Raw genomic sequence first — 21397 nt, 5'->3', positions numbered from 1 at the left:
ACAGGGGGCCGGAGGGCGGCCCGGTCGGAGGGCCGGATGACGGAGGTTCGAAGCTCACGAGGCCTCTTCCCGTCGCGATGCGCGGCCTCTGCCGTCGCAATGCGCGGCTGATGTCAGAGAAAGTCCCGCTTGCTGCGCACGCGCTGCACAATCAGCCCATTGTGTGCTCCGAACCGGTGTGCCTCGCAAGCCGAAACGAGCCGGCACAGGCCGACACGGGCCGGCCCGGCCGGCGGGTTCGGGCAGCTGTTCCGGCTCACCCGGGGTTTCCGCCACCCGACGCCCGCACCCGGTCCGGACGAGGCCCCGGCACGCCGGCGAAGACGGGCTCCGCCCACGCGGGCGGGTCCGCGGGGGCGGCCGGTGCCGCACCGGCCGCCTGCTCAGCCACCGACTTTCCTGGCCGCGCGGGACCGGGAACGACGGTGGCGGCGATGTCGGTGGCGATGCCCGCGGCGCGCAGGGCGGCGACGAAGTCCAGGCAGGTGTCGTGGCGGTCGTCCGGGCTCTTGGCGAGGGCCCTGGCGAAGACGGCGTCGACGGCCGGGCCGAGGTCGGGCCGGGCCTCGCTCGGCGGGGGCGGGTCGTCGTACTGATGTGCCCACAGCAGCGCCATGTCGTCCTCGCGCTGGAAGGGCGGGCGGCCGGTCAGGGTCTCGTAGACGACGCAGGCGAGGCCGTAGACGTCGCAGCGGCCGTCGACGGGCCGGCCGGAGATCTGCTCCGGGGCCACGTAGTCCAGCGTGCCGACGAACTGGCCGACGCTGGTGAACCCGGTCAGGGACAGCGACTTCTTGGTCAGGCCGAAGTCGGTGAGGTAGACGTGCTCGGGGTGTTCCCGGTCGGCGCCCCGGGCGACCAGGACGTTGCCGGGTTTCACGTCGCGGTGGACCAGGCCGTGCTCGTGGGCGGCGTCGAGGGCGGAGGCCACCTGGGCGGCGATGCGCACCGCGTCCGCGAACGGCAGGGGTCCGTGCCGGTCGATGAACTGGCGCAGATCGCTGCCGGCGACGAACCGCATGGCGATGTAGAGCACGCCGTCCGTCTCGCCGGCCTCGAAGACGGGCACGATGTGCGGGTGGTCGATCGCGGCGGCCACCCGGGACTCGTGGGTGAAGCGCTTGCGGAAGGTGTCGTTGCGGGCGAGTTCCGGGGCGAGCAGCTTGAGCGCGACCGTGCGGTCCAGGCGCAGGTCGCGGGCCCGGTAGACGACGGCCATGCCGCCGCGGCCGACCTCGCTCTCGATCCGGTAGTTCGCCACCCGCGCCCCGATCAGCGCCGAGGGCCTGCCGGACGACAGCCTTGTGTCGCCCGCCATCACAGCTCACCCTTCGGGGCGACGTAGCGGGTGGGGGCGTGCCCGGAGTGCTCGCCCTCCGCCGTCCGGTCGAGGGCCTGTCCGGAGTGCTCGCCCTCCGCCGTCCGGTCGGTGGCGTAGGTGGACAGCCGGCGCCCGTCGCCGTACAGCCAGCGCCCCTCGTCCGCGTCGTACACCCACATGGACTCGCCGTCGACGACGATGCCGATCCGCAGACCCCCGGTGCGTTCCCCGAACGACTCCCCGTCCAGGTCACCGGCCGCCAGGTCCTCCACCGCCGACCGGTAGTCGGCCAGGGCCTGCTCGGCGCGGGCCAGCAGGGGGCGCGGGTCCTCGGTGCCGCCGGTCGCCCCTTCGGCGCCGGGCGGGTCCTGGGGCAGGGCGACGAGCTGACGGCCGTCGACCCAGGCGGCCCAGCCGTTGGCGCACCGGATGTGCCCCCAGTCGCCGAACCGCTCCTCCAGCTGGACCGGCAGCAGCGGGTCGAGCGGCACCGTGGGCCGGGCCGGGTCCGGTGCCTCCCAGGCGGGCATGCCGTGCGGCGGGACGACGTGCGTGGGCCAGAACGCGGGGGACCTCATCGCGTCGCCCCCTTCCGCGTCACGCCGGGCGCCCAGCCCGGCACCGCGAGGTGCCCCAGGCCCGGGGCGCCGTCGAACACGCTGTCACTCGGCGGGAGGCGTCCGAGGCGGTGGTCGTGGGGCGGGCTCGGCATCGTGGAGCCCGCGCCGGTCTCCAGATTGCACTCGGGCGCCGGCCGGGCGAGCGGTCGCTCCGCCATGGCCAGAATTCTACCGATTCGTTCATATATGCGCCCGCGTGCCAGGACCGGCCCGCGGGCTCCACGCCCTTCCTGAGGTCAGCCGTCGGTGGGCCGAGGCAGTGGCGTGCCGTCGACGAACAGGTCGACGTGCTCGTTGTAGAACGCGACCAGGCCCGCGATGCGATGGGCTTGGACGGTCGGGAAGTCGTACGCCCAGGCGATGTCCTCACGGGTGGTGCCGTCGCTGTCGAAGGACCAGTAGCCGCTCGTCGTCCCCTTGTACGGGCAGCGGGTCACCGTGTCGGTGGGGCGCAGCCGGGACCAGTCGACGTGCGCGCGGTCGAGGTAGTAGCGGGTCGGCAGGCCGGTCTCGAACAGCTTCACGCAGTGCGGTGCGTCCGCCAGCACGACGCCGTCCAGCTCCACGCGGACGCTGCTGGAGGAGCGCAGCGCGTCCACCCGGGAGTAGGGGCTCCTCGGGTGGACGAAGACCGGCTCGTCCTCCTCGAACCACGAGTCCAGAGCGCCCCACTCGAAACGCGCGGTGCCGTGCAGCTGCTCCGGGGCGCCGCCGTCCCACACCCACGCCGCACCCTCGCGGATCTCGGGCCCGATGCGCAGGGAGTGACGCCGCGCGGGTCCGGCGCCCAGCAGTTCGGCGTGGTCGTCGTCGGTGAGCACCCCCTCGACCATGTCCTCGACCGGGATGCTGAACTGGGGATAGGCAGGCTGTTCCCACACGTACAGGGCGCGCCGGGTGTCGAAGACGACACGGCCGCCGGCCGTCCCCCGGATGCGGCGCGGCACGGGCTCGACATGCCCGACCGGGACGATCAGGCTCGGATACAGCACGCTCTCGTCCGCCATCGGTCACCTCTGCTCAGATCTCAGATCCGGAACTCGCCCCTTTTCTCCCGAAATGCTACCGATTATCGAGATCGCGGGGCCGGGGTTGATGCGCAGGGGGCCGGCCGCCGCGGGTCCGCGCCGACGGCGTGGCACGTGTCAGGCGACGGGTACGACGAGCGCCGGCAGGGTGCGCTGCATGCGCAGGGCGTCGACGGACTCGGCGAGCAGTTCGTACTCGGTGGTGTCGTCGCTGGCGGCGATCCGCACCAGCCGCCCGCCCGCCAGCTCGTCGGCGACCAACTCCTGCCGGGCGTCGTCCGCGCACCAGGCGCGCAGCAGGGCCGGGACGTCGGCCACCGTGTCCGCGACCGGGACCAGCGCGCCGACGGGATAGGCGGCGTCCTCCGGGCTCGGGTCGAGCCGCTCGGCGATCCACGACGCCCGGTCCCGCAGCCACCACAGGGCGAGCGCCAGGGTCGGCGCGCGGTAGGTGCCGAGCGGTACGCCGATGCGCTGCCCTCCGCACGTTCCGTACGCGGTGACATGGCACAGGAATTCGTCGTGCACGATCACTCCCCCGTAGCCTCGCTGATGTGCCGGCCCGGCCCTCGCTTTCCGTGCGGCTCTGTGCGGTGAAGTGCCCCTGATGTTCGAGTATCGCCACTCCCGAAACACTGTCACCATGACTTTCCGGCCAGTCTCCTGGCATATTCACCGGCCCTTCTGGCCGAAACCGCACCGGTCGTACGGAGCGCAGTGATTACCCGGGAGGTAATCGACCCGCTCCGCGTTTCTCCGGCATGGTGGTCACACCGGATCGGCAAGCACCCGGATCCGGATCCTGACCAGCAGATACGACCTCATGGAGGCTGATTCGCCATGTCCGTGAACACCGACCGTCACGAGAGCGCCGTCGCCCGCTACCTCGAGGCCTGGAACGCCCGCGAGCCCGAGGCCCTGGCGAAGGCGGTCGCCGCGGCCTGGACCGCCGACGGCAGCTACACCGACCCGCTCGCCGACGTCCGCGGGCACGAGCAGATCACGGCCGTGATCACGGCGGCCCACGCGCAGTTCCCGGGGTTCGCGTTCCGTCTCCTCGGCGCGGTGGACGGCCACCACGACACCGCCCGGTTCTCCTGGGAGTTGGTGAACGAGGCCGACGGCTCCGCCCCGGTCGCCGGGTTCGACGTGGTCACGCTGGACGCGGAGGGCCGGATCCGGCAGGTGCTGGGCTTTCTGGACCGGGTGCCGGCGGGGGCCTGAGGCCGGGCGTCGCGATGAGTTTCTCCGCTCGCGCCGGTCTGTCAGGAAAGGAAGAGATCAGCGCGAGCGGAGGCCCTCATGAACAGCAGCAGCACGAAGAAAGGCCCGGCGGGGAAATTGGACGAGGAATTCACCGCGGTGCTGCGCAAAAGCCCGGAGCAAGGCGGCTGGACCTATGTGATCTGGCCGAGGTCCGTCGAATTCTTCGGCACCCGCGGACTGGTCAAGGTCCGCGGCACGGTCGACGGCCACCCGTTCCGGAGTTCTTTCATGGCCCTCGGCGACGGCACGCACAAGCTGCCCATGAAGGCCGAGGTGCGCAAGGCGATCGGCAAGGGCGAGGGCGACACGGTGACCGTGCGTCTGGAGGAGCGGCTGTGAGGGAGGACCGTTCGAGCGCGGCCACCGCCCCGCGTGCTCAGCCCTTTACGATCGCGTCGATCCGCGCCAGTTCCTCGTCGTCGAAGTCCAGGTTGCGGATCGCGCCGACGCTGTCCTCGATCTGCCGCGGGCTGCTCGCGCCGACCAGCGCGGAGGTGACCCTGCCGCCCCGCAGCACCCAGGCCAGGGCCAGCTGGGCCAGGGTCTGGCCGCGGGACGTGGCGATCTCGTCCAGGGCGCGCAGCCGGCCGACCAGGTCCTCGGTGACGGCGTCCGAGTTCAGGAAGGGGCTGTCGCTCGCGGCCCGGGAGTCCTCGGGGATGCCGTCGAGGTAGCGGCCGGTGAGCAGGCCCTGCTCCAGCGGGGAGTAGACGATGGAGCCCACCTGGAGTTCGTCCAGGGCGTCCAGCAGGCCCTCGGCCTCGGGGCGCCGGTCGAGCATGGAGTAGCGCGGCTGGTGGATGAGGAGCGGGGTGCCGAGGTCGGCGAGGATGCGGGCGGCCTCGCGGGTCTGCTCCGCCGAGTAGTTGGAGACGCCGACGTAGAGCGCCTTGCCCTGCTGGACCGCCGTGTGCAGGGCGCCCATCGTCTCCTCCAGCGGAGTGTCCGGGTCGGGGCGGTGCGAGTAGAAGATGTCCACGTGGTCCAGGCCCATCCGGGTGAGGCTCTGGTCGAGCGAGGACAGCAGGTACTTGCGCGAGCCCCATTCGCCGTACGGGCCCGGCCACATCAGGTAGCCGGCCTTGGTGGAGATGACCAGCTCGTCGCGGTACGGCGTGAAGTCCGCCTTCAGCGCCTCGCCGAGCGCGGACTCGGCGGCGCCGGGCGGCGGGCCGTAGTTGTTGGCCAGGTCGAAGTGGGTGACGCCGAGATCGAAGGCGCGGCGCAGGATGGCGCGCTGGGTCTCGACGGGCCGGTCGGGCCCGAAGTTGTGCCACAGGCCGAGCGACAGCGCGGGGAGCTTCAGGCCGCTGCGTCCGGTGCGCCGGTAGGGCATGTCGGCGTAACGGTCGGGGTGTGCGGTGTACAACGCGACTCCAGAGGGGTTGGCACACGAACTACCGGTGCCACTCTTCCCTGAGCCGCGGGCAGCGGTCCAACAGAAGAATCCGATGGAATTGTGCGGCTAGGCTTCTCAATCATGGAACTGCGCCATCTCCAGCACTTCGTCGCGGTCGCCGAGGACCAGCATTTCACCCGGGCCGCCGAACGCCTGATGGTGTCCCAGTCGGGCCTGTCGGCGTCCATCCGGGCGCTGGAGCGGGAGCTGCGGGCACCGCTGTTCGTGCGCACCACCCGGCGGGTGACGCTGACCGAGGCCGGGCGGGCCCTGCTGGTGGAGGCCGAGCGGATCCTCGCGCAGGTGCGTTCGGCGCACGAGGCGGTGGCCGCGGTGCAGGGCGTACTGCGCGGCACGCTGGCCCTGGGCACCGAGCAGTGCATCGCCGGAGTGCATGTGGCGCGGCTGCTGGCGGCCTTCCGGGGCCGGCACCCGGATGTGGAGATCCGGCTGCGGCAGGCCGGTTCGGGCGCGCTGGCCGAGGAGGTCTCGGCCGGACGGCTGGACCTGGCCTTCGCCTACCGCACCCAGGAGGACTCCGACCAGCTGCGCTCGGTGGCACTGACCAGCGAGCCCATGACGGTGCTGTGCCATCCGAGCCACCGGCTCGCCTCGGCCGGCGCCGTGCTCACGCCGGACGACCTGGCCGGTGAGGTGTTCGTGGACTTCCATCCGGACTGGGGGCCGCGACGCACCACCGACGCCGCCTTCGCCGCGGCCGGGATCCGGCGCACGGTCGCACTGGAGGTCAACGACGTGCACAGCCTGCTGGACCTGGTCGACGAGAACCTCGGGATCGCCGTCGTACCCCGGCACTTCCGGCACAAGCGGCCCTCCCTCACGGCACTGCCGCTGAAGGGCACGGGCGAGGCGGAGTACGAGACCGTCGCCCTGCTGCCGCCGGAGGGGGCCACCAGCCCCGCCGCCCGCGCGCTGGTCACGCTCCTCGAAACAGGGGGCCTGGCACCACCCCGGGACGGGGCCCAGGCCTCCTGATTCCGGCCGCCCGCCGCCGCAGACTCGTGCCCGTCAGCCACATCAGCGACGTGCGGGAGCGGGGACGATGGCGGAACACACACGGCGGACCGTGCTGCGGAGCGCGGCCGGAATCGCGGCGGCCGGCGCGCTCGTCGGCACGACGGGCGTCCCGGCCGGGGCCCGGGCCGGCGGGCGGACGGACTACCAACCCTTTGCGACGGACCGTCACTATCCCTTCCTGGAGGGCGCGTTCGCCCCTGTCACGGAAGAATTGACGGCCTTCGACCTGCCGGTCACGGGCCGGATCCCCCGCGAGCTGAACGGCCGCTTCCTGCGCAACGGTCCCAACGTCCTCGGCCTGGAGGACCCCCGCGCCCACCACTGGATGCTCGGCGAGGGCATGGTGCACGGCGTCCGGCTGCGCGACGGCAGGGCCGAGTGGTACCGCAACCGGTGGGTGCGCTCCTCTCAGGTGGCCCGGAAGCTCGGCGAGCCCTACCCCGGCCCGGTGCCCCAGGAGGACTTCGCCTGCAACACGCATGTGATCCCGTACCGGGGGCGGATCCTCGCCCTGCAGGAGAGCGGCCCGCTGCCGTACGAGCTCGACGGCGAGCTCAACACCGTGGGCACATACGACTTCGGGGGCACCCTGGACGGCGCTTTCACGGCGCACACCAAGTTCGACGCGCACGCCGGTGAGCTGCACGCGATCGCGTACCACCCGACCTGGGACCACGTCCGGCACCTGGTGGTGGACCCGGCCGGGAAGGTGTCCCGCACGACGCGGATCCCGGTGGCGGACGCGCCGATGATGCACGACTTCGCGCTCACCGAGCGGCACGTCGTCGTCTTCGATCTGCCGGTCACCTTCGACCCGGCGGCCGCCGAGCGCGGCGACCCCGTGCCGTACGCGTGGAACCGCGAACACCCCACCCGGGTGGGCGTCATGAAGCGGACCGGCGGCCCGGTGCGCTGGTTCCCCGTCGACCCCGTCTACTACTCGCACACCCTGAACGCCTACGACGAGGGCTCGTCCGTGGTGGTCGACCTGACGAGCTACCCGGCGCCGTTCTACGTCGCCGGGCGCGGCTCGGACGGCCCGTACGGAGCGGGCACCACCAAGCTCGAACGCTGGACCGTCGACCTGCGGCACGGTCGGGTGCGGCAACGGGTGCTGGACGACCGGCCGCAGGAATTCCCGCGCGTGAACGAGGGGCTGGTCTCCCGCCGGCACCGGTACGGCTACTCGGCCGCGGCCGCCGATCTGACGCTCGCGTATCTGACGCCCGACGGCAACCCGCCCGACCGGGCCTTCTCCAACGCGCTCATCAAGCACGACCTGCTTCGGGGCAGCACCCAGGTGCACCGGCTGCCGCGCGACGCCGCGGCGGGCGAGGCGGTGTTCGTGCCCAGGGATCCCGCGGACCGCCGGGCCGCCGAGGACGACGGCTACGCGATCGCCTACGTGCACGACCCGGACCGCGGGGCCGCGGACCTGGTGATCCTCGCCGCGCAGGACTTCACCGGCGAGCCGGTCGCGCGCGTGCATCTGCCGGGGCGGGTGCCGCTGGGATTCCACGGCAGCTGGATTCCGGACGCGTGACGGGCGGGTGCGTGACGGACGGCGGTTTCCGCACGCACCGTGAACGCGGATGCGCGATGGTGGACCCATGCATGCCAAGGACATCCTCATCGACGGCTACAGCCGCATCCAGGAAGAAGTCCATGCCGCCCTCGACGGCCTCGGACCGGACGAACTGCACCGTCGTCCGGACCCCGGCGCCAACTCCATCGCCTGGCTCGTCTGGCATCTCACCCGGGTGCAGGACGACCACATCGCCGACGCCTTCGACCTCGACCAGGTGTGGCTGTCGCAGGACTGGCAGAAGCGCTTCGGCCTCGACCTGCCCCGCCAAGACACCGGCTACGGGCACACCCCCGCGAAGGTCGCGAAGGTGCGGGTCGAGTCGGCCGACCTGCTCGCCGGGTACTACGACGCCGTGCACGAGCAGACCCTCGGCGCCCTGCGCGAAGTCGCCGCCAAGGATCTGGAACGGATCGTGGACGAGCGCTGGGATCCGCCGGTCTCGCTGGGCGTGCGCCTGGTGAGCGTCCTGTCCGACGACCTTCAGCACGTCGGACAGGCCGCCTACCTCAGGGGGATCGTTCAGAGCGCGGCCGCGTAACCCGGCAGGACCACGTCCTCGATGAGGGCGTTGCGCTCGTCGAACGGGATGAACGCGCTCTTGAGGGCGTTGACCGTGACCGTGCGCAGGTCCTCGACCGTCCAGCCGGCCTCCTCGACCAGCAGGGACATCTCCCGGGTCATCGTCGTACCGGAGACCAGACGGTTGTCGGTGTTGAGGGTGACCCGGAAGCCCAGGTCCTTCAGGGCGGTGATGGGGTGCTCGGCGATCGAGGTGGCGCAGCCGGTCTGGAGGTTGGAGGTCGGGCACATCTCCAGGGCGATGCGGCGGTCGCGGACCCAGCTCGCCAGGCGGCCGAGCTTGCCGTCGACGATGTCCTCGGTGAGGCGCACGCCGTGGCCGATGCGCTGGGCGCCGCACACCTGAAGGGCCTGGTGGATGCTGGGCAGACCGTGCGCCTCGCCGGCGTGGATGGTGAAGGGCACGCTCTCGCGGCGCAGGTGCTCGAAGGCGTCCAGGTGGTCGGCGGGCGGGAAGCCGTCCTCGGCGCCTGCGATGTCGAAGCCGACGACACCGGCGTCGCGGTAGGCGACGGCCAGGTCGGCGGCCTCCCGGACCCGGTCGAACATGCGCATGCCGCACAGCAGGGTGCCGACGCGCACGGGCGTGCCGGCGGCGGCCGCCTTGGCCATACCGGCGGCGAGGCCCTCCTGGACGGTCTCCACGACCTCGCTCAGCGACAGCCCGCCGTTCGTGTTCAGCTCGGGGGCGTAGCGCACCTCGGCGTAGACGACGCCGTCGGCGGCGAGGTCCAGGACGTACTCCTCGGCGGTGCGCAGCAGGCCCTCGCGGGTCTGCATGACGGCGAGGGTGTGCTCGAAGGTGGCTATGTAGCGGACCAGGTCGCCGGAGTTGGCGGCCTCGAAGTACCAGGCGGCCAGTTCGTCGGGGTCGGTGGTGGGCAGGGTGTGGCCGACCGCGGCCGCGAGTTCGACGACGGTGGCGGGGCGCAGGCCGCCGTCCAGGTGGTCGTGCAGGACGGCCTTGGGCAGGCGGCGGATCACGTCGATGTCTACGCGCGTAGCGGTCATGGCTGGTCTTTCCTTGGGCAGGCGGTTCGAAGCGGAGGGTGGAGCGTGCGTCGGGTGGAGCGTGTGGCGGGAGGTGGCTCAGTCGGCGGGCTGGAGCAGGTCCCAGCGGTTGCCGTAGAGGTCCTGGAAGACGGCGACCGTGCCGTACGGCTCGTGGCGCGGCTCCTCCAGGAAGGTCACGCCGGCGGCGGTCATGCGGGCGTGGTCGCGCGCGAAGTCGTCGGTGTGCAGGAAGAACCCGACCCGTCCGCCGGTCTGGTTCCCGATCCGGGCGCGCTGGTCCTCGTCCTTGGCGCGGGCGAGCAGCAGGCCGGTGCCGTGGCCCTCGGTACCGGGCTCCACGACGATCCAGCGGGAGCCGTCCGGCCGGGCCTCGTCCTCGGCGAGACGGAAGCCCAGGGCGTCGGTGTAGAAGCGGACGGCCTCGTCGTAGTCGTCCACGACGAGGGTGACCAGGGCAACGCGTCGCATCGGGGCCTTCCGGGTGGGGTGGTTAGCCGGAGAGGTTATACGTAAAACTTCGCCGACGCCAGTCACTCCTGGGGCGGCCGGGCGTACCGGCCGGGCAAGGGGTGCCGTCAGGGCCTTTCGTCGCCCTGGGCGACCTCGACGCGATGGTGGAAGTCGACCGTCCCGGCCGCCGCCGCCACACAGGAGACGGCCGTGCAGGCGAGCAGGAGGGCGGCGATGCGGCGGCCTGCGCGGTGCCGGGCGCGCGGAGCGGCGAGGAGGGCCTGGACGCGCAGCGGGACGGGGCCCGTGGTCGCCGCGGCGGCGAAGTCGGGGCGGACGGTGCTCGCGGACTGCCCGGCGAGGGCGGCGCGGGCGATGGCCCGAGCGGTCAGGCGCCGGTCGCCGACACAGGCCGCGGCGGCCTCGTCGGCGGCGCGCTCGGCGGCGAGCCGGATCGTCGCGCGGACCGGGCGCAGGGCGGGGTGGCAGTGCGCCGCGATTTCGGCGGCGGCGAGGAAGTAGTGGTGGCCGCCCTCGTTGTGCGCCCGCTCGTGGGCGAACAGCGCCTCGCGCTCGGCGCCGTCGAGGCTGCGCAGCATGGCGGTGGTGACGACGATGCGGTGCGGACGGCCGGGCAGGGCGTACGCGTCCGGGCGCGGCGAGTCGACGACGCAGAGGTCGCCCGCGGCGGGCCCGAGCCCGGCCTCGGTGCGCGCGGCGCGGAAGGCGCGGGTCTGGCGCAGGACCGAGCGGACGAGGCTCCAGCCGCACACGGAGAGGACGCCGACGGAGGTCGCGGCGACCGGCAGGACGATGAGGTCGGAGCCGGTGTGCAACGGCTGGATCAGTTCGCCGAGCGCGGCGAACAGCGGCATCTTCAGCAGGCCGATCAGGACGAACGCGCCGAGCGCCGCCAGCGAGCAGCCCGCGAGGACGACCGCGCAGAGGGTGATCGCCCACAGCGCGGCGACGGGGGCGAGCCGGTCCAGGGCCCGCCGGGCCAGCGCCGGGAAGGCGCACGGCAGCAGCAGGGGCAGCAGGAGCAGCGCGGTCATTGTTCGCCGGATTCCAGCAGGTCCCGCAGGATGCGCTCGTCGTCGGGGCTGAGCTGGGCGACGAACCGGGCGAGCACGGTCTCGCGGTCGCTGTCCCGGTCCAGTTCGGTGTGCATCCGGCGCGCGGTGAGGCCCTGGGCGTCCTGGACGGGGAAGTAGGCGTAGCCGCGGCCCTGCCGGTGCCGGTCGACCACGCCCTTGTCGTGCAGCCGGGTCAGGATCGTCGTCACCGTCGTCCGGGCGAGGTCCGCGCCGAGGCTCAGCTGGACCTGGCCGGGCGTCTGAGGGCCGCCGGCGGCCCAGAGCGCGGCCATGATGCTCGCTTCGAGCTCACCGGCGGGTCGGCGTTCGTCCTTCGCGTCGGTCATGGGAACGATCCTCACCCCGTGTTCGTCGTACGGTCCAGAAGCACCGTCTACACCACTGTAGTCAGCCGGGCGCCGTTCCGTCGTACGGCCGTGCGCCCGCACACCCATTATGAGAGGGGCTCTCGACCATGACCGAAGCGCTGCCGGAAACCGCCCGCTGTGCTGTGCGGCCGACCGGGACGGCCGACGTCGGCCGACCATCCCTCCGGCCGGCCGTCAGGCGCCCTTGGTGTGCAACGCGTTCAGGCCCTGGAGTTCCTCCTCCGTGAGGCGCAGGGCGCCGGCGGCGACGTTCTCCGCGAGGTGATCGGGATTGCCGGTGCCGGGGATCGCGAGAACATGCGGGCCCTGGTGCAGGGTCCAGGCGATGCGGATCTGGGCGGGGCCGACGCCGTGCGCCTCGGCCACCGCGCGGACGTGCTCCTCGTACGGCGTCTCGGCGGCGCCGCGCTCGCCACCCTCGGCCGCGACGGAGAAATAGGGCACGAAGGCGACGCCCCGCTCCCCGCACATCCGCAGGAGTTCGTCGGCCTCGGGGTCGGGCGCGTCCAGTCCGTACTGATTCTGCACGGACACCACCGGGGCGATCTCCAGCGCCTCGGCCAGGTGCCGGGGTTTGATCGCGGAGATCCCGAGGTGCCGGATCAGGCCGGCCTCGCGCAGCTCGGCGAGGGCGCCGAAGTGTTCGGCGATGGAGTCCTGGCGCATGCGGCGCAGGTAGACGAGGTCGAGGTGGTCGCGGCCGAGCTGGCGCAGGTTCTCCTCGACGTGACCGCGCAGCTGGTCGGGCCGGGCCGAGGTGCCCCACTCGCCGGACCAGTCGCGGAAGGGGCCGACCTTGGTCGCGATGACCAGGTCGTCCCCGTAGGGGGCGAGGGCGGTGTTGATGAGTTCGTTGGCGGAGCGCAGGGCGGAGAAGTAGAAGGCGGCGGTGTCGATGTGGTTCACACCGAGTTCCACGGCCCGGCGGAGGACGGCGATCGAACGGGCGCGGTCGCTGGAGGTGCCGAGGTGGAAGGCGGCGCTGCCCGTCAGCCGCATGGCGCCGAAGCCTATGCGGCGGACGGGCAGGTCGCCGAGCTCGAAGGTGCCGGAGGCGTCCGCGGTGATCGTTTCAGCGGTCATCGGCGGAGTCTCGCACACCGGCCCCGGAACCGTCCGTTCAGCCGAGCGGCTTGGCCAGAACGGCCTTGCGGTGGCTGAACGTCTCGATCGAGTAGCGGCCGTGGTAGCTGCCCATGCCGCTCTCCCCCACCCCGCCGAAGGGCAGGTCGGAGACGGTGAGATGGGCGAGCGGCAGGCCGTACCCGAGGCCGCCGGAGGAGGTCTCGGCGGCGATGCGCCGGCGCGTCTCCTCGGACTCGGTGAAGACGTACAGCGCGAGCGGCTTGTCGCGGTCGTTGATGAAGTCGATCGCGGCGTCGAGGTCCGGCACGGTGACGATCGGCAGGATCGGGCCGAAGATCTCCTCCTGCATCACGGGGGACTTCGGGTCGACGTCCGCGAGCACGGTCGGCGCGATGTACCTGTCCGTACGGTCGCTTCCGCCGCCCACCGCCAGCCGGCCGGAGTCCAGCAGGGCGGAGAGCCGGTCGAAGTGGCGCTCGTTGACGATCCGGCCGTACTCGGGCGAGGCCGCCGGGTCGGCGCCGAAGAGGGCCTCGACCGCGCGGACCAGCCCGGCCTCCAGGGCGGCGGCGGTCTCCGGGTCGGTGAGGACGTAGTCGGGGGCGACGCAGGTCTGGCCCGCGTTGAGGAACTTGCCGCGCGCCAGCCGGTCGGCGACCACGTCGAGGTCTGTGCCGTGGTCGACGAACACCGGGGACTTGCCGCCGAGTTCGAGGGTGACCGGGGTGAGGTGCTCGGCGGCGGCACGCATCACGATGCGGCCGACGGTGCCGTTGCCGGTGTAGAAGATGTGGTCGAAGCGCTGGGCCAGCAGGGCCGTGGTCTCCGGGATGCCGCCCTCGACCACGGCGACCGCGTCGGTGTCCAGGTAGGCGGGGATCAGCTCGGCCAGCGCGGCCGAGGTGGCCGGGGCGAGTTCGCTGGGCTTGGCCACCACCGCGTTGCCGGAGGCGAGCGCGCCGACCATGGGGGCGAGCAGCAGCTGGGCCGGGTAGTTCCAGGGGGCGATGACGAGGACGACGCCGAGCGGGTCGTACTGCGTCCAGGCGGTCGCGTCGCCGCCGAGGTGCGCCGGGACGGGCGCGGGCTCCGGGCGCAGCCACTCGTCCAGGTGGTCCAGGGTGTGGTCGATCTCCCGGATCGTGAAGTCGATCTCGGTGCGGTAGGCCTCGGTGGCGCTCTTGCCCAGGTCGGCGTGGAGGGCGGCGGCGAGGTCGGCGCCGTTCTCCGTGAGCATCGCGCGCAGGCGCCGGAGCTGGCCTGTGCGCCACTCGACGGACTTGGTGCGGCCGGTGCGGAAGGTGGCACGCAGCCGGGCCACGACGTCGGCGGGCTGCTCAGGGGTGGGGTGGGTCACGGGGGCCTCGCTGGTCGTGCACGGGCGGGTCGGCCCGAGCGTAGGTCTCGAAGAGTCAGATGTAAATAGCAACCTTTCATGTGGTCAAGTAAATTCCGGCCACTGGATCCAGTGATGGTGACGAGGGTCACGCCGACACGAGCGTCAGGCCTTCGGGCGGTCCAGTGCCTGTCGGCGCCCTTCCAGGTACGCCCGCTCGGCGTCGCTCTCGGCGAGTTCGGCGGCCCTCGTGTACTCCGCCGCCGCCTCGGCGGGCCGGTCCAGGCGGCGCAGCAGGTCGGCGCGGACGGCGTGCAGCACGTGGTAGCGGGGCAGGTCGAGCGCGTCCACCAGGTCCAGTGCCGCGGCCGGGCCCTCGACCTCGGCCACCGCGACCGCCCGGTTCAGCGCCACGACCGGCGTCGGGGCGAAGACGGTCAACTGGTCGTAGAGCCGCAGGATCTGGTCCCAGTCGGTGGCGGCGCCGGTCGGCGCGTCGCTGTGCACGGCGTTGATCGCGGCCTGGATCTGGTAAGGCCCCGGCCGGTCGCGGCGCAGACAGCGGCGGACCAGGTCCTGGCCCTCGGCGATCAGGGCCCGGTCCCACAGCTCGCGGTTCTGCTCGGGCAGCGGCACCAGCGTGCCGTCCGCATCCGTCCGGGCCGGGCGGCGCGCCTCGATCAGCAGCATCAGCGCGAGCAGGCCCATGACCTCGGGCTCGTCCGGCATCAGCTCCGCCAGCAGCCGGCCGAGCCGTACGGCCTCGGCGCACAGGGCGGGATCGCCCGTGTAGCCCTCGTTGAAGATCAGGTACACGACGGCGAGGACGCCGCCGAGCCGGTCGGGCAGGTCGGCGTCCCGCGGCACCCGGTACGGGATACCCGCGTCGCGGATCTTGGCCTTGGCCCGCACCAGTCGCTGGGCCAGCGTGGGCTCCGGGACCAGGAAGGCGCGGGCGATCCGGGCGGTACTGAGTCCGCCGAGCAGGCGCAGGGTGAGGGCGACCCGGGCCTGCGGGGCGAGGGCCGGGTGGCAGCAGGTGAAGATGAGGCGGAGCCGGTCGTCGCGCACGGGGCCTTCCTCGGGCGGTGCGTCGGGCGCGTACAGCCGGGCCGCCTCGGCGTGCCGGGCGTCCCGGGAGGACTCGCGGCGCAGCCGGTCGATCGCCCGGTTGCGGGCAGTTGTGATGATCCAGCCGGCCGGGCTCGGCGGTATGCCGGCCTCCGGCCAGGTGCGCACGGCGGTGGTGAAGGCGTCCTGCACCGCTTCCTCGGCGAGGTCGATGTCGCCGAGGAAGCGGACGAGGACGGCGACCGCGTGACCGTACTCCGCACGGAAGACGGCCTCGATGTCGGCCGCCTCGGCCATCAGTGCTGGTCCACGAAGGGCCGTACCTCGATGGGCAGGGTGGTCGCCAGGGCGGCCTTGCGCCCCCACTCCAGGGCCTCGTCGAGATCGGCCGCCTGGATCAGGCAGAGTCCGCCCAGGTACTCCTTGCCCTCGGCGTAGGGCCCGTCGGTGATGAGGACGTCGCCGTCCTTGGGGCGGAGCACGGTGGCGGTCTCCGGGCCGTGCAGGCCGCCGGCGAAGACCCAGGCGCCGGCCGCGCGCAGCTCGTCGTTGAAGGCATGGACATTGCGCATGATCTCGGCGAGCGCCTCGGGGGCGGGCGGCTGCCCGCCGGCCGGCTGGACCACGCTGAGCAGGTAGTGCTTCATGGGGATTCTCCTTGGCTCCGTCCCGGCGTCCTCCCGGCGGGTTCCCGGTGCCGGGGCTGACTGTCACCTCCTACACGAACGGCACAGGCCCGGATCGACACCGCGCGCCACGAATCTCGGAGAAACGTCGCCGGCGATCTGAGGAGGACGTGAAACGCCTTTCCCCGCTGCGGAACGACCACATCGACGTCCTCTTGCCCCGCCCAGGTGGCGAAGCGGGGGCTCACCGTACGCTCTGGGCCATGGACGCCACCAGACCGCAGCAGCGGCGGCTTCGGCCTCCGGTGGGCAGTGACGTGCTGCCCTACGTCTACCAGGTCACCAAGTACGACCCTGCCGACCGCGATCAGCACGGCCACTACGCCGGTGCCGAGCCCGCGACCAGTGACCACGGATCGGTCGAAGCCGCCTATCTGGAGGCCGTCGCCGGCTTCGCCGAAGAGACCGGTGTGGACCAGTTGGCCATCCGCGAGCCGCAGATCGGCGGCTTCGCCCACTTCGGCCTGGAACCACCGGTCGACGGCTACGGCCTGGCCGGGCTCTTCCCAGCCGGCCTCACCGGGTTCCACGACGGTGCCCTCGTACCGATCGCCGCCGGCCTGGAACTCGTCCGGGCCATGCTCCGCGACAACGGCGCCTGGTGCCGTCTGGAGGCCGAGGGCGTCTTCACCGTGCACGTCGGCTGGGACCAGTACCTCTACGTCGGCAGCGACCGCCCCTGCGAAGCGGCGCTGGCCCGCACCCGCTCGCTCGGACTGTTCCCGGGAACGACTCGACGCATCGCCGTACGACTTCGCCCCCGACGACCCCCAGCACGTGCAGCGCCCGGCCGACGCCGACTTCTGGGCCCGCCTGAGCTGGGCGGTCAGCGCCCACCGCGCCACCTTCCTGGAGGAGACCTACGCCGCGAACGCCTCTCGATGGCACCGCCTCACCCGCGACAACATCGAGGCGGTGCGCTCCCGGCTGACCCCTCGCGCACGGCTGGCGGTCTGGCCGGACCTGCTCACCGACGTCGACGCGGCCTTGGCCTCGCTGCCCGGGGAAGGGCTGGTGGAAGTCCTCTGGGAGGACGAGGACGGGCGGATCACCAGCGCGGTCGTGGACGAGACCCAGTTCGAGGCAGTGGCCTCCCGAGTCGCCGGCGCGCGTGCTGCCGGCGTCGTATCCCTGGCCACCGATGAGCGGCACCCGCTGTTCACCGCCGTGCTGCCGGACAGCGACGGCGTTCTCCGCGCACGCTGGCAGACCGAGCCGACGCCCAGCGACCGGGACTGGGCGTTCCTGAAGACCCTGCGGCGCGGCCAGGTCGTCACGGGCACGGTGACGACCATCGCCGACTTCGGCGTCACCTTCGTGGACATCGGCGGCTTCACCGCGATGATCAACATTCCGGAGCTGTCCTGGCGTCCGATCAACCACCCGTCCGACGTCGTCGGCGTCGGCCAGGAGATCACGGCCGAGATCCTCGACGTCGACATGGTCGGGGAACGGGTGCCGCTGTCGCTCCGAGCCGTGCAGGAAGACCCGTGGCCGCAGGTCGCGCAGCGCATCGGGCAGGTGGTCACCGGACCGGTCACCAAGATCGTGCCGTTCGGCGTCTTCGTGCGCATCGAAGACCGCGAGGACGGCTTCCAGGGGCTGGTGCACACCAACGAGCTGGATGCATCGTCCGAGACCGACATCGAGGTCGGTGACGCCCTCACCGTGAAGATCATCGAGGTCGATGTCCCGCGCCGCCGCATCGCCTTGTCGCAGACCCAGGCCCGCACCATCCGCCCCTGAGGGCGGACGGCACGGACGCGGCGGGCGCACCTTCGGGTCCTGACGGGGAGAAGCGCCAAGTGAACCGGTGCGTGGCAGCTTCCCGTGGCCCGGTCAGCGGCGACGCAGTACGCGGCGGGCCAGCGCGTGGGTGCCCACCGCGGCGGCAGCGGCGAACGCGAGGCCCTGGACGGCGTCCAGCGGCCGGGCGGGGCGCAGGACCCCGGCCCGGCGCAGCCGGCCGCGCGCCCACAGGGTGAACGGGATGACGACCAGCGGGGTGGTGACCGAGCCCGGCGTGTAGCCGCGGAACGCGGCCGCCTGGGCCAGGTGCACCAGGCCGTGGAGTCCGAAGCCGTTGAGCACGGTCTGGTAGACGGCGGACCGTCCGCCGGTCCGGTGCCCGTCCGCGGCCGCCGCGGCGACGACCACGGCCATCGCGGCCACGGCGGTCGTGAACTCCCGGCCGTCCACCGACTCCAGTTGCCGCCACACCCTCTCCGGCACTCTGGGATACCGCTTCCGCAGCGCCGGGACCCCGGATCGCACCCACCTCGGCACCGTGACCACTTCCTCGGTGTCGTGCACGGCCCACGCGGCCAGCAGCCCGAGCGTGACGGAGGTCCCCACAACCGGCGATTCCTGTGTCATGAACCCGCAGTCTGCCAGCCCGGTCCGCCGGCCCCGCCGGAGTCGCCCCGGCCCTGCGCGACCGACCTCTACACATAAAGGGCGAATAAGAGCAAACTGGGAGGGCGGCGTGTACCGCGCACCGCACCAGACGCGGTCAGGCCTGCGAGTCACGAAGGAGACGAACATGGCCAACGTCTCGCACAGGGGTGATATGGCGACTCACCCCGATATATCCGAAATGCGGGACAGGTATGCCCGCATGCTCGGCGGTCGCGATGTGGCGCTCGTGGACGGGCCGGTCTTCCTGCTCGGCCTGTACTGCGCGGCATCCCCGTGGATCCTGCACTACACGACGAGCCAGCCGGCACTCGTGACCCACAACCTGATCGTGGGCATCGCGATAGGGCTGCTGGCACTGGGATTCACCTCAGCCCCCGAACGGATGTACGGCCTCAGCTGGGCCATGTGCGCCATGGGTGTCTGGATGATCATCGCGCCGTGGATCGTGGGCAGCGGCCCGGACACCGGCGTGATCCTCAACAACGTCATCATCGGCGCGCTGGCCATCGTCCTCGGACTGTTGTGCGCGGGTACGGCGGCGAAGAGCGCCCCGCAGCCATAGAGCTCTCCCGAGCCACGAAAGACACGACACGAGGGAAGGAGGACCCGTCGAAGGAAGTGAAGGCCACCAACCATCGCGAGGCCGGTCCGCCCGGGCAGACCGGCCTCGCTCCTGTCCGGCCTCAGTGGCCGCCCATCTCCCACGGCGCCTGCGGCAGGGTGCTGCCGGTCTCCAGGAGCGACTTGAGGTTGGACAGCACCGCCGGCCAGCCGGACGCGACGTCGGAGCGCTCGCCCTCGTCGTTGAGGTCCTCGTGGGTCACGGTGAGCCGGACGATGTCCTCGTGCGGCCGGATGTCGAAGGTGACCCGGGAGTGCCGGTCCTCCTGGCCCTCCTGGTCGGGCGCGGCCCACGTGGTGACCAGCCGGCTCGGCGGCTCGCTCTCGACCACCCGTCCGACCACGTCGGCGACGCCCGAGCCGTCGGTGCGGACGTGCTCCCAGCGGGAGCCGGCCTGCCAGTCGGAGACGTTGCTGTGCCCCCAGTAGGCAGCGGTCAGGTCGGCGTCGGTGAGCGCTTCCCAGACCTTCTCGGGGGTGCTCGCGATGTAGGTGACGTACACGAAACTCGGCTTGTCGGTCATGGCTTCCTCGGCTCGTCGCTTCACGGCGCCGAGCGCGGCGAGGCGCGGACGCTCGAACTTGTCGATCCACCGTTCCTGGATCTCGTGGAGCGGCACGGGATTGAGGTAGTGCAGCTTCTCCCGCCCCCGCCGCACGGTGCTGATCAGATGGGCGGCCTCCAGGACGGCCAGGTGCTGGGTGACCGACTGGCGCGTCATGTCGATGCGCTCGCACAACTCGCCCAGCGTCTGACCGTTGTGCTCGTGCAGCCGGTCGAGCAGGCGTCTGCGCGTCTCGTCCGCCAGCGCCTTGAAGACCTTGTCCATCCTGGTGTCACCCCTCCGATCGCGCACTCGACGTTACGCAGGCAATTACCTGCAGGTCAAATGGCGCGGCCGCACCTCAGGTCGCGGCGGGCTGGGCGTCCGGGTCGCGGCCGGCCGCGTACTCCTCGCTGATCTCCCTCGCCCCGAACGGCCACACCTTCTCCAGCCGCGCCCAGACCAGGAACGCCACGCAGCCGAGGGCCAGCCAGGCCAGGGACCACTCGATGGGATGGCGCCCCGGGGAGTTCTTGTCGGCGTAGCCGTAGATCACGCACCAGCCGACGAGGGCGAGAACGCTGGGCAGCGGGTACAGCCACATGCGGTACGGGCGGGGCAGCGCCGGCTGCCGTCTGCGCAGAACCGTGAGCGCGACGATCTGGGCGAGCGCCTGGACGATCACCATGACCGTGGTGAGCAACTGGATCAGCGTCGCAAGGTCGGTGTGCCGGCCGATCAGGAAACCGATCGCGGTGATCACACCCATCGTCGCCAGGCCCAGCATCGGGAAGCGGTGCTTGGGGTGCAGCTTCTCGTACGGGCGGAAGAAGACCCGGTCGCGGGCCGCGTCGTAGGGCACCCGGGAGCCGCCCAGCAGGCCGGTGAACACCGAGGCGAACGCGGTGACCAGGATCAGCACGGTGACCGTGTCCGCGGCGCCCTTCCCCCAGGTCTCCTCCAGAACGGCGGAGGCCACCGAGGTGGAGGCGATGTCCTTCGGGTCGGTCATGCGCTTCCAGTCGACGACGCCGAGCGTGCCGATCTGGAGCAGCAGATAGATCGCCATGATGCCGACGATCGAGAAGATGATGGAGCGCGGCAGGGTCCGGCCGGGGTCCTTGATCTCGGCGCCCATGTAGGCGGTCGTGTTGTAGCCGAGGTAGTCGTAGATGCCGATGGTCAGGCCGGCGGCGAAGCCGAGCCAGAAATGGTTGCCGGCCAGGTCGAAGGCGCCGGCGGGGTAGGTGAAGGCCCGGTGGGGGCTGAAGTCGGAGGCCGCGGCGACGATCACCAGGACGACCGATGCGATCATCACGGTCCACATGACGGCGGTGATACGAGCGATGTGCTCGATACCGCGCCAGAGGAACAGAACGACCAAGGCGATCACACCGAGACCGATCAGGTCGCCGGACGTGCGGCCCAGGTCCGGGGCCAGATAGCCGAGGTACTGAACGAAGCCGACCACACCGGTCGACATGATCAGCGGGATGAACAGCATGGCCGTCCACACGAACAGGAACGGCATCATGCGGCCGGTGCGGTACTGGAAGGCCTGGCGGAGATAGACGTAGCTGCCGCCCGAGCCCGGCAGGGCGGCGCCCAGCTCGGCCCAGACGAGCCCGTCGCAGAGCGCCAGTACGGCACCCGCGACGAATCCGATGACCGCCTGGGGGCCGCCGAACGAGGCGACCATCAGCGGGATCGTCACGAACGGACCGATGCCGCACATCTGGCTCATGTTGATGGCCGTGGCCTGGAACAGACCGACACGGCGGACGAAACCACCCGTGGGTGGCGGGCTACCGGACATGGGGACTCCTGACGCGACGGGCGCACGGACCGCGTGTGGGGCGGCGACTC

At 71.9% G+C, this 21397-nt stretch carries 25 protein-coding genes; 7 read left to right on the top strand and 18 right to left on the bottom strand.

Annotated elements, in window-relative coordinates; all coding sequences use genetic code 11:
* Nucleotides 1–256: 256 nt before the first annotated feature.
* The 5 genes from ABZ865_RS35330 to ABZ865_RS35310 form a co-directional block, all read right to left on the bottom strand.
* Nucleotides 257–1318, bottom strand: a complete 1062-nt coding sequence (locus ABZ865_RS35330) for a serine/threonine-protein kinase (RefSeq protein WP_361239616.1) — start codon at nucleotides 1316–1318, stop codon at nucleotides 257–259.
* On the bottom strand, nucleotides 1318–1899 hold the full coding sequence (locus tag ABZ865_RS35325) for a hypothetical protein (protein ID WP_361239614.1): 582 nt from the start codon (nucleotides 1897–1899) through the stop codon (nucleotides 1318–1320). The genes ABZ865_RS35330 and ABZ865_RS35325 overlap by 1 nt, the downstream gene beginning before the upstream one ends.
* Nucleotides 1896–2099: a hypothetical protein gene (locus ABZ865_RS35320; protein WP_361239612.1), complete on the bottom strand. Its 204-nt coding sequence runs from the start codon at nucleotides 2097–2099 to the stop codon at nucleotides 1896–1898. The genes ABZ865_RS35325 and ABZ865_RS35320 overlap by 4 nt, the downstream gene beginning before the upstream one ends.
* A gap of 78 nt (nucleotides 2100–2177) precedes the next feature.
* Nucleotides 2178–2948 (bottom strand): DUF427 domain-containing protein, encoded by a 771-nt coding sequence (locus ABZ865_RS35315; protein WP_361239610.1) that lies wholly within the window; start codon nucleotides 2946–2948, stop codon nucleotides 2178–2180.
* A 138-nt stretch (nucleotides 2949–3086) separates the two neighbouring features.
* Nucleotides 3087–3497, bottom strand: a complete 411-nt coding sequence (locus ABZ865_RS35310; RefSeq protein WP_361239608.1) for a hypothetical protein — start codon at nucleotides 3495–3497, stop codon at nucleotides 3087–3089.
* A gap of 312 nt (nucleotides 3498–3809) precedes the next feature.
* On the opposite strand from ABZ865_RS35310, the gene ABZ865_RS35305 reads away from it, so the two are divergent.
* Nucleotides 3810–4193, top strand: a complete 384-nt coding sequence (locus tag ABZ865_RS35305) for a nuclear transport factor 2 family protein (protein WP_361239606.1) — start codon at nucleotides 3810–3812, stop codon at nucleotides 4191–4193.
* A 78-nt stretch (nucleotides 4194–4271) separates the two neighbouring features.
* Nucleotides 4272–4574, top strand: a complete 303-nt coding sequence (locus tag ABZ865_RS35300) for a DUF1905 domain-containing protein (protein WP_361239604.1) — start codon at nucleotides 4272–4274, stop codon at nucleotides 4572–4574.
* Nucleotides 4575–4611: 37 nt separating this feature from the next.
* On the opposite strand, the gene mgrA is transcribed toward ABZ865_RS35300, so the two are convergent.
* Nucleotides 4612–5604 (bottom strand): L-glyceraldehyde 3-phosphate reductase, encoded by a 993-nt coding sequence (gene mgrA / locus ABZ865_RS35295; protein WP_361239602.1) that lies wholly within the window; start codon nucleotides 5602–5604, stop codon nucleotides 4612–4614.
* A 111-nt stretch (nucleotides 5605–5715) separates the two neighbouring features.
* Between mgrA and ABZ865_RS35290 the strand changes: the two genes are divergently transcribed.
* The 3 genes from ABZ865_RS35290 to ABZ865_RS35280 all read left to right on the top strand — a co-directional run bounded on the left by ABZ865_RS35290 (nucleotide 5716) and on the right by ABZ865_RS35280 (nucleotide 8798).
* Nucleotides 5716–6630: a LysR family transcriptional regulator gene (locus tag ABZ865_RS35290; protein ID WP_361239600.1), complete on the top strand. Its 915-nt coding sequence runs from the start codon at nucleotides 5716–5718 to the stop codon at nucleotides 6628–6630.
* 67 nt (nucleotides 6631–6697) lie between these two features.
* Nucleotides 6698–8215 carry a carotenoid oxygenase family protein gene (locus ABZ865_RS35285; protein ID WP_361239598.1) on the top strand — a complete coding sequence of 506 codons (1518 nt, stop codon included), beginning with the start codon at nucleotides 6698–6700 and terminating at the stop codon, nucleotides 8213–8215.
* A 67-nt stretch (nucleotides 8216–8282) separates the two neighbouring features.
* Complete coding sequence (locus ABZ865_RS35280) at nucleotides 8283–8798, top strand: DUF664 domain-containing protein (RefSeq protein ID WP_361239596.1); 516 nt, start codon at nucleotides 8283–8285, stop codon at nucleotides 8796–8798.
* Here ABZ865_RS35280 and ABZ865_RS35275 read toward each other — a convergent pair.
* The 9 genes from ABZ865_RS35275 to ABZ865_RS35235 all read right to left on the bottom strand — a co-directional run bounded on the left by ABZ865_RS35275 (nucleotide 8780) and on the right by ABZ865_RS35235 (nucleotide 16585).
* Nucleotides 8780–9850, bottom strand: a complete 1071-nt coding sequence (locus ABZ865_RS35275) for an adenosine deaminase (RefSeq protein ID WP_361239594.1) — start codon at nucleotides 9848–9850, stop codon at nucleotides 8780–8782. The two genes, ABZ865_RS35280 and ABZ865_RS35275, sit on opposite strands and share 19 nt — an antisense overlap.
* 78 nt (nucleotides 9851–9928) lie before the next feature.
* Nucleotides 9929–10321, bottom strand: coding sequence for a VOC family protein (locus tag ABZ865_RS35270; RefSeq protein WP_361239592.1), 393 nt, complete (start codon nucleotides 10319–10321; stop codon nucleotides 9929–9931).
* 107 nt (nucleotides 10322–10428) lie between these two features.
* A complete protein-coding gene (locus ABZ865_RS35265) occupies nucleotides 10429–11358 on the bottom strand; it encodes a M48 family metalloprotease (protein WP_361239590.1) in 930 nt (309 codons plus the stop codon).
* Nucleotides 11355–11726, bottom strand: coding sequence for a BlaI/MecI/CopY family transcriptional regulator (locus ABZ865_RS35260; RefSeq protein ID WP_361239588.1), 372 nt, complete (start codon nucleotides 11724–11726; stop codon nucleotides 11355–11357). The genes ABZ865_RS35265 and ABZ865_RS35260 overlap by 4 nt, the downstream gene beginning before the upstream one ends.
* Nucleotides 11727–11942: 216 nt before the next feature.
* Nucleotides 11943–12851 carry an aldo/keto reductase gene (locus ABZ865_RS35255; protein WP_361239586.1) on the bottom strand — a complete coding sequence of 303 codons (909 nt, stop codon included), beginning with the start codon at nucleotides 12849–12851 and terminating at the stop codon, nucleotides 11943–11945.
* A gap of 37 nt (nucleotides 12852–12888) precedes the next feature.
* Nucleotides 12889–14211 (bottom strand): aldehyde dehydrogenase family protein, encoded by a 1323-nt coding sequence (locus ABZ865_RS35250; RefSeq protein ID WP_361239584.1) that lies wholly within the window; start codon nucleotides 14209–14211, stop codon nucleotides 12889–12891.
* Between the two features lie 144 nt (nucleotides 14212–14355).
* Nucleotides 14356–15558: an RNA polymerase sigma factor gene (locus ABZ865_RS35245; protein WP_361239582.1), complete on the bottom strand. Its 1203-nt coding sequence runs from the start codon at nucleotides 15556–15558 to the stop codon at nucleotides 14356–14358.
* Nucleotides 15558–15908, bottom strand: a complete 351-nt coding sequence (locus ABZ865_RS35240) for a YciI family protein (protein WP_361239580.1) — start codon at nucleotides 15906–15908, stop codon at nucleotides 15558–15560. The genes ABZ865_RS35245 and ABZ865_RS35240 overlap by 1 nt, the downstream gene beginning before the upstream one ends.
* A complete protein-coding gene (locus ABZ865_RS35235) occupies nucleotides 15905–16585 on the bottom strand; it encodes a hypothetical protein (RefSeq protein ID WP_361239578.1) in 681 nt (226 codons plus the stop codon). Before ABZ865_RS35235 ends, ABZ865_RS35240 begins: the two co-directional genes overlap by 4 nt.
* A gap of 139 nt (nucleotides 16586–16724) precedes the next feature.
* Here ABZ865_RS35235 and ABZ865_RS35230 point away from each other — a divergent pair, with 139 nt between their 5' ends.
* Entirely contained in the window at nucleotides 16725–17693 is a 969-nt protein-coding gene (locus ABZ865_RS35230; protein ID WP_361239576.1) for a S1 RNA-binding domain-containing protein, read from the top strand.
* A 93-nt stretch (nucleotides 17694–17786) separates the two neighbouring features.
* Here the strand turns inward: ABZ865_RS35230 and ABZ865_RS35225 are convergent, their stop codons facing one another.
* The gene (locus ABZ865_RS35225; protein WP_361239574.1) at nucleotides 17787–18323 is read right to left on the bottom strand and encodes an HXXEE domain-containing protein; all 537 of its coding nucleotides are present in this window, start codon (nucleotides 18321–18323) and stop codon (nucleotides 17787–17789) included.
* Nucleotides 18324–18489: 166 nt separating this feature from the next.
* Between ABZ865_RS35225 and ABZ865_RS35220 the strand changes: the two genes are divergently transcribed.
* Nucleotides 18490–18927: an SPW repeat protein gene (locus ABZ865_RS35220; protein ID WP_361239572.1), complete on the top strand. Its 438-nt coding sequence runs from the start codon at nucleotides 18490–18492 to the stop codon at nucleotides 18925–18927.
* A gap of 121 nt (nucleotides 18928–19048) precedes the next feature.
* Here ABZ865_RS35220 and ABZ865_RS35215 read toward each other — a convergent pair whose 3' ends face one another.
* Together ABZ865_RS35215 and ABZ865_RS35210 are read right to left on the bottom strand one after the other, a co-directional pair.
* Nucleotides 19049–19816, bottom strand: a complete 768-nt coding sequence (locus ABZ865_RS35215; RefSeq protein WP_361239571.1) for a metalloregulator ArsR/SmtB family transcription factor — start codon at nucleotides 19814–19816, stop codon at nucleotides 19049–19051.
* 76 nt (nucleotides 19817–19892) lie between these two features.
* Nucleotides 19893–21347, bottom strand: a complete 1455-nt coding sequence (locus tag ABZ865_RS35210) for an APC family permease (RefSeq protein ID WP_361239569.1) — start codon at nucleotides 21345–21347, stop codon at nucleotides 19893–19895.
* Nucleotides 21348–21397: the final 50 nt, after the last annotated feature.

This window comes from Streptomyces sp. NPDC047085 (assembly GCF_040643735.1).
Lineage (GTDB): Bacteria > Actinomycetota > Actinomycetes > Streptomycetales > Streptomycetaceae > Streptomyces.
The sequence above is the reverse complement of the archived record's forward strand: the minus strand, read 5'-3'. Positions and strand labels throughout refer to the sequence as shown.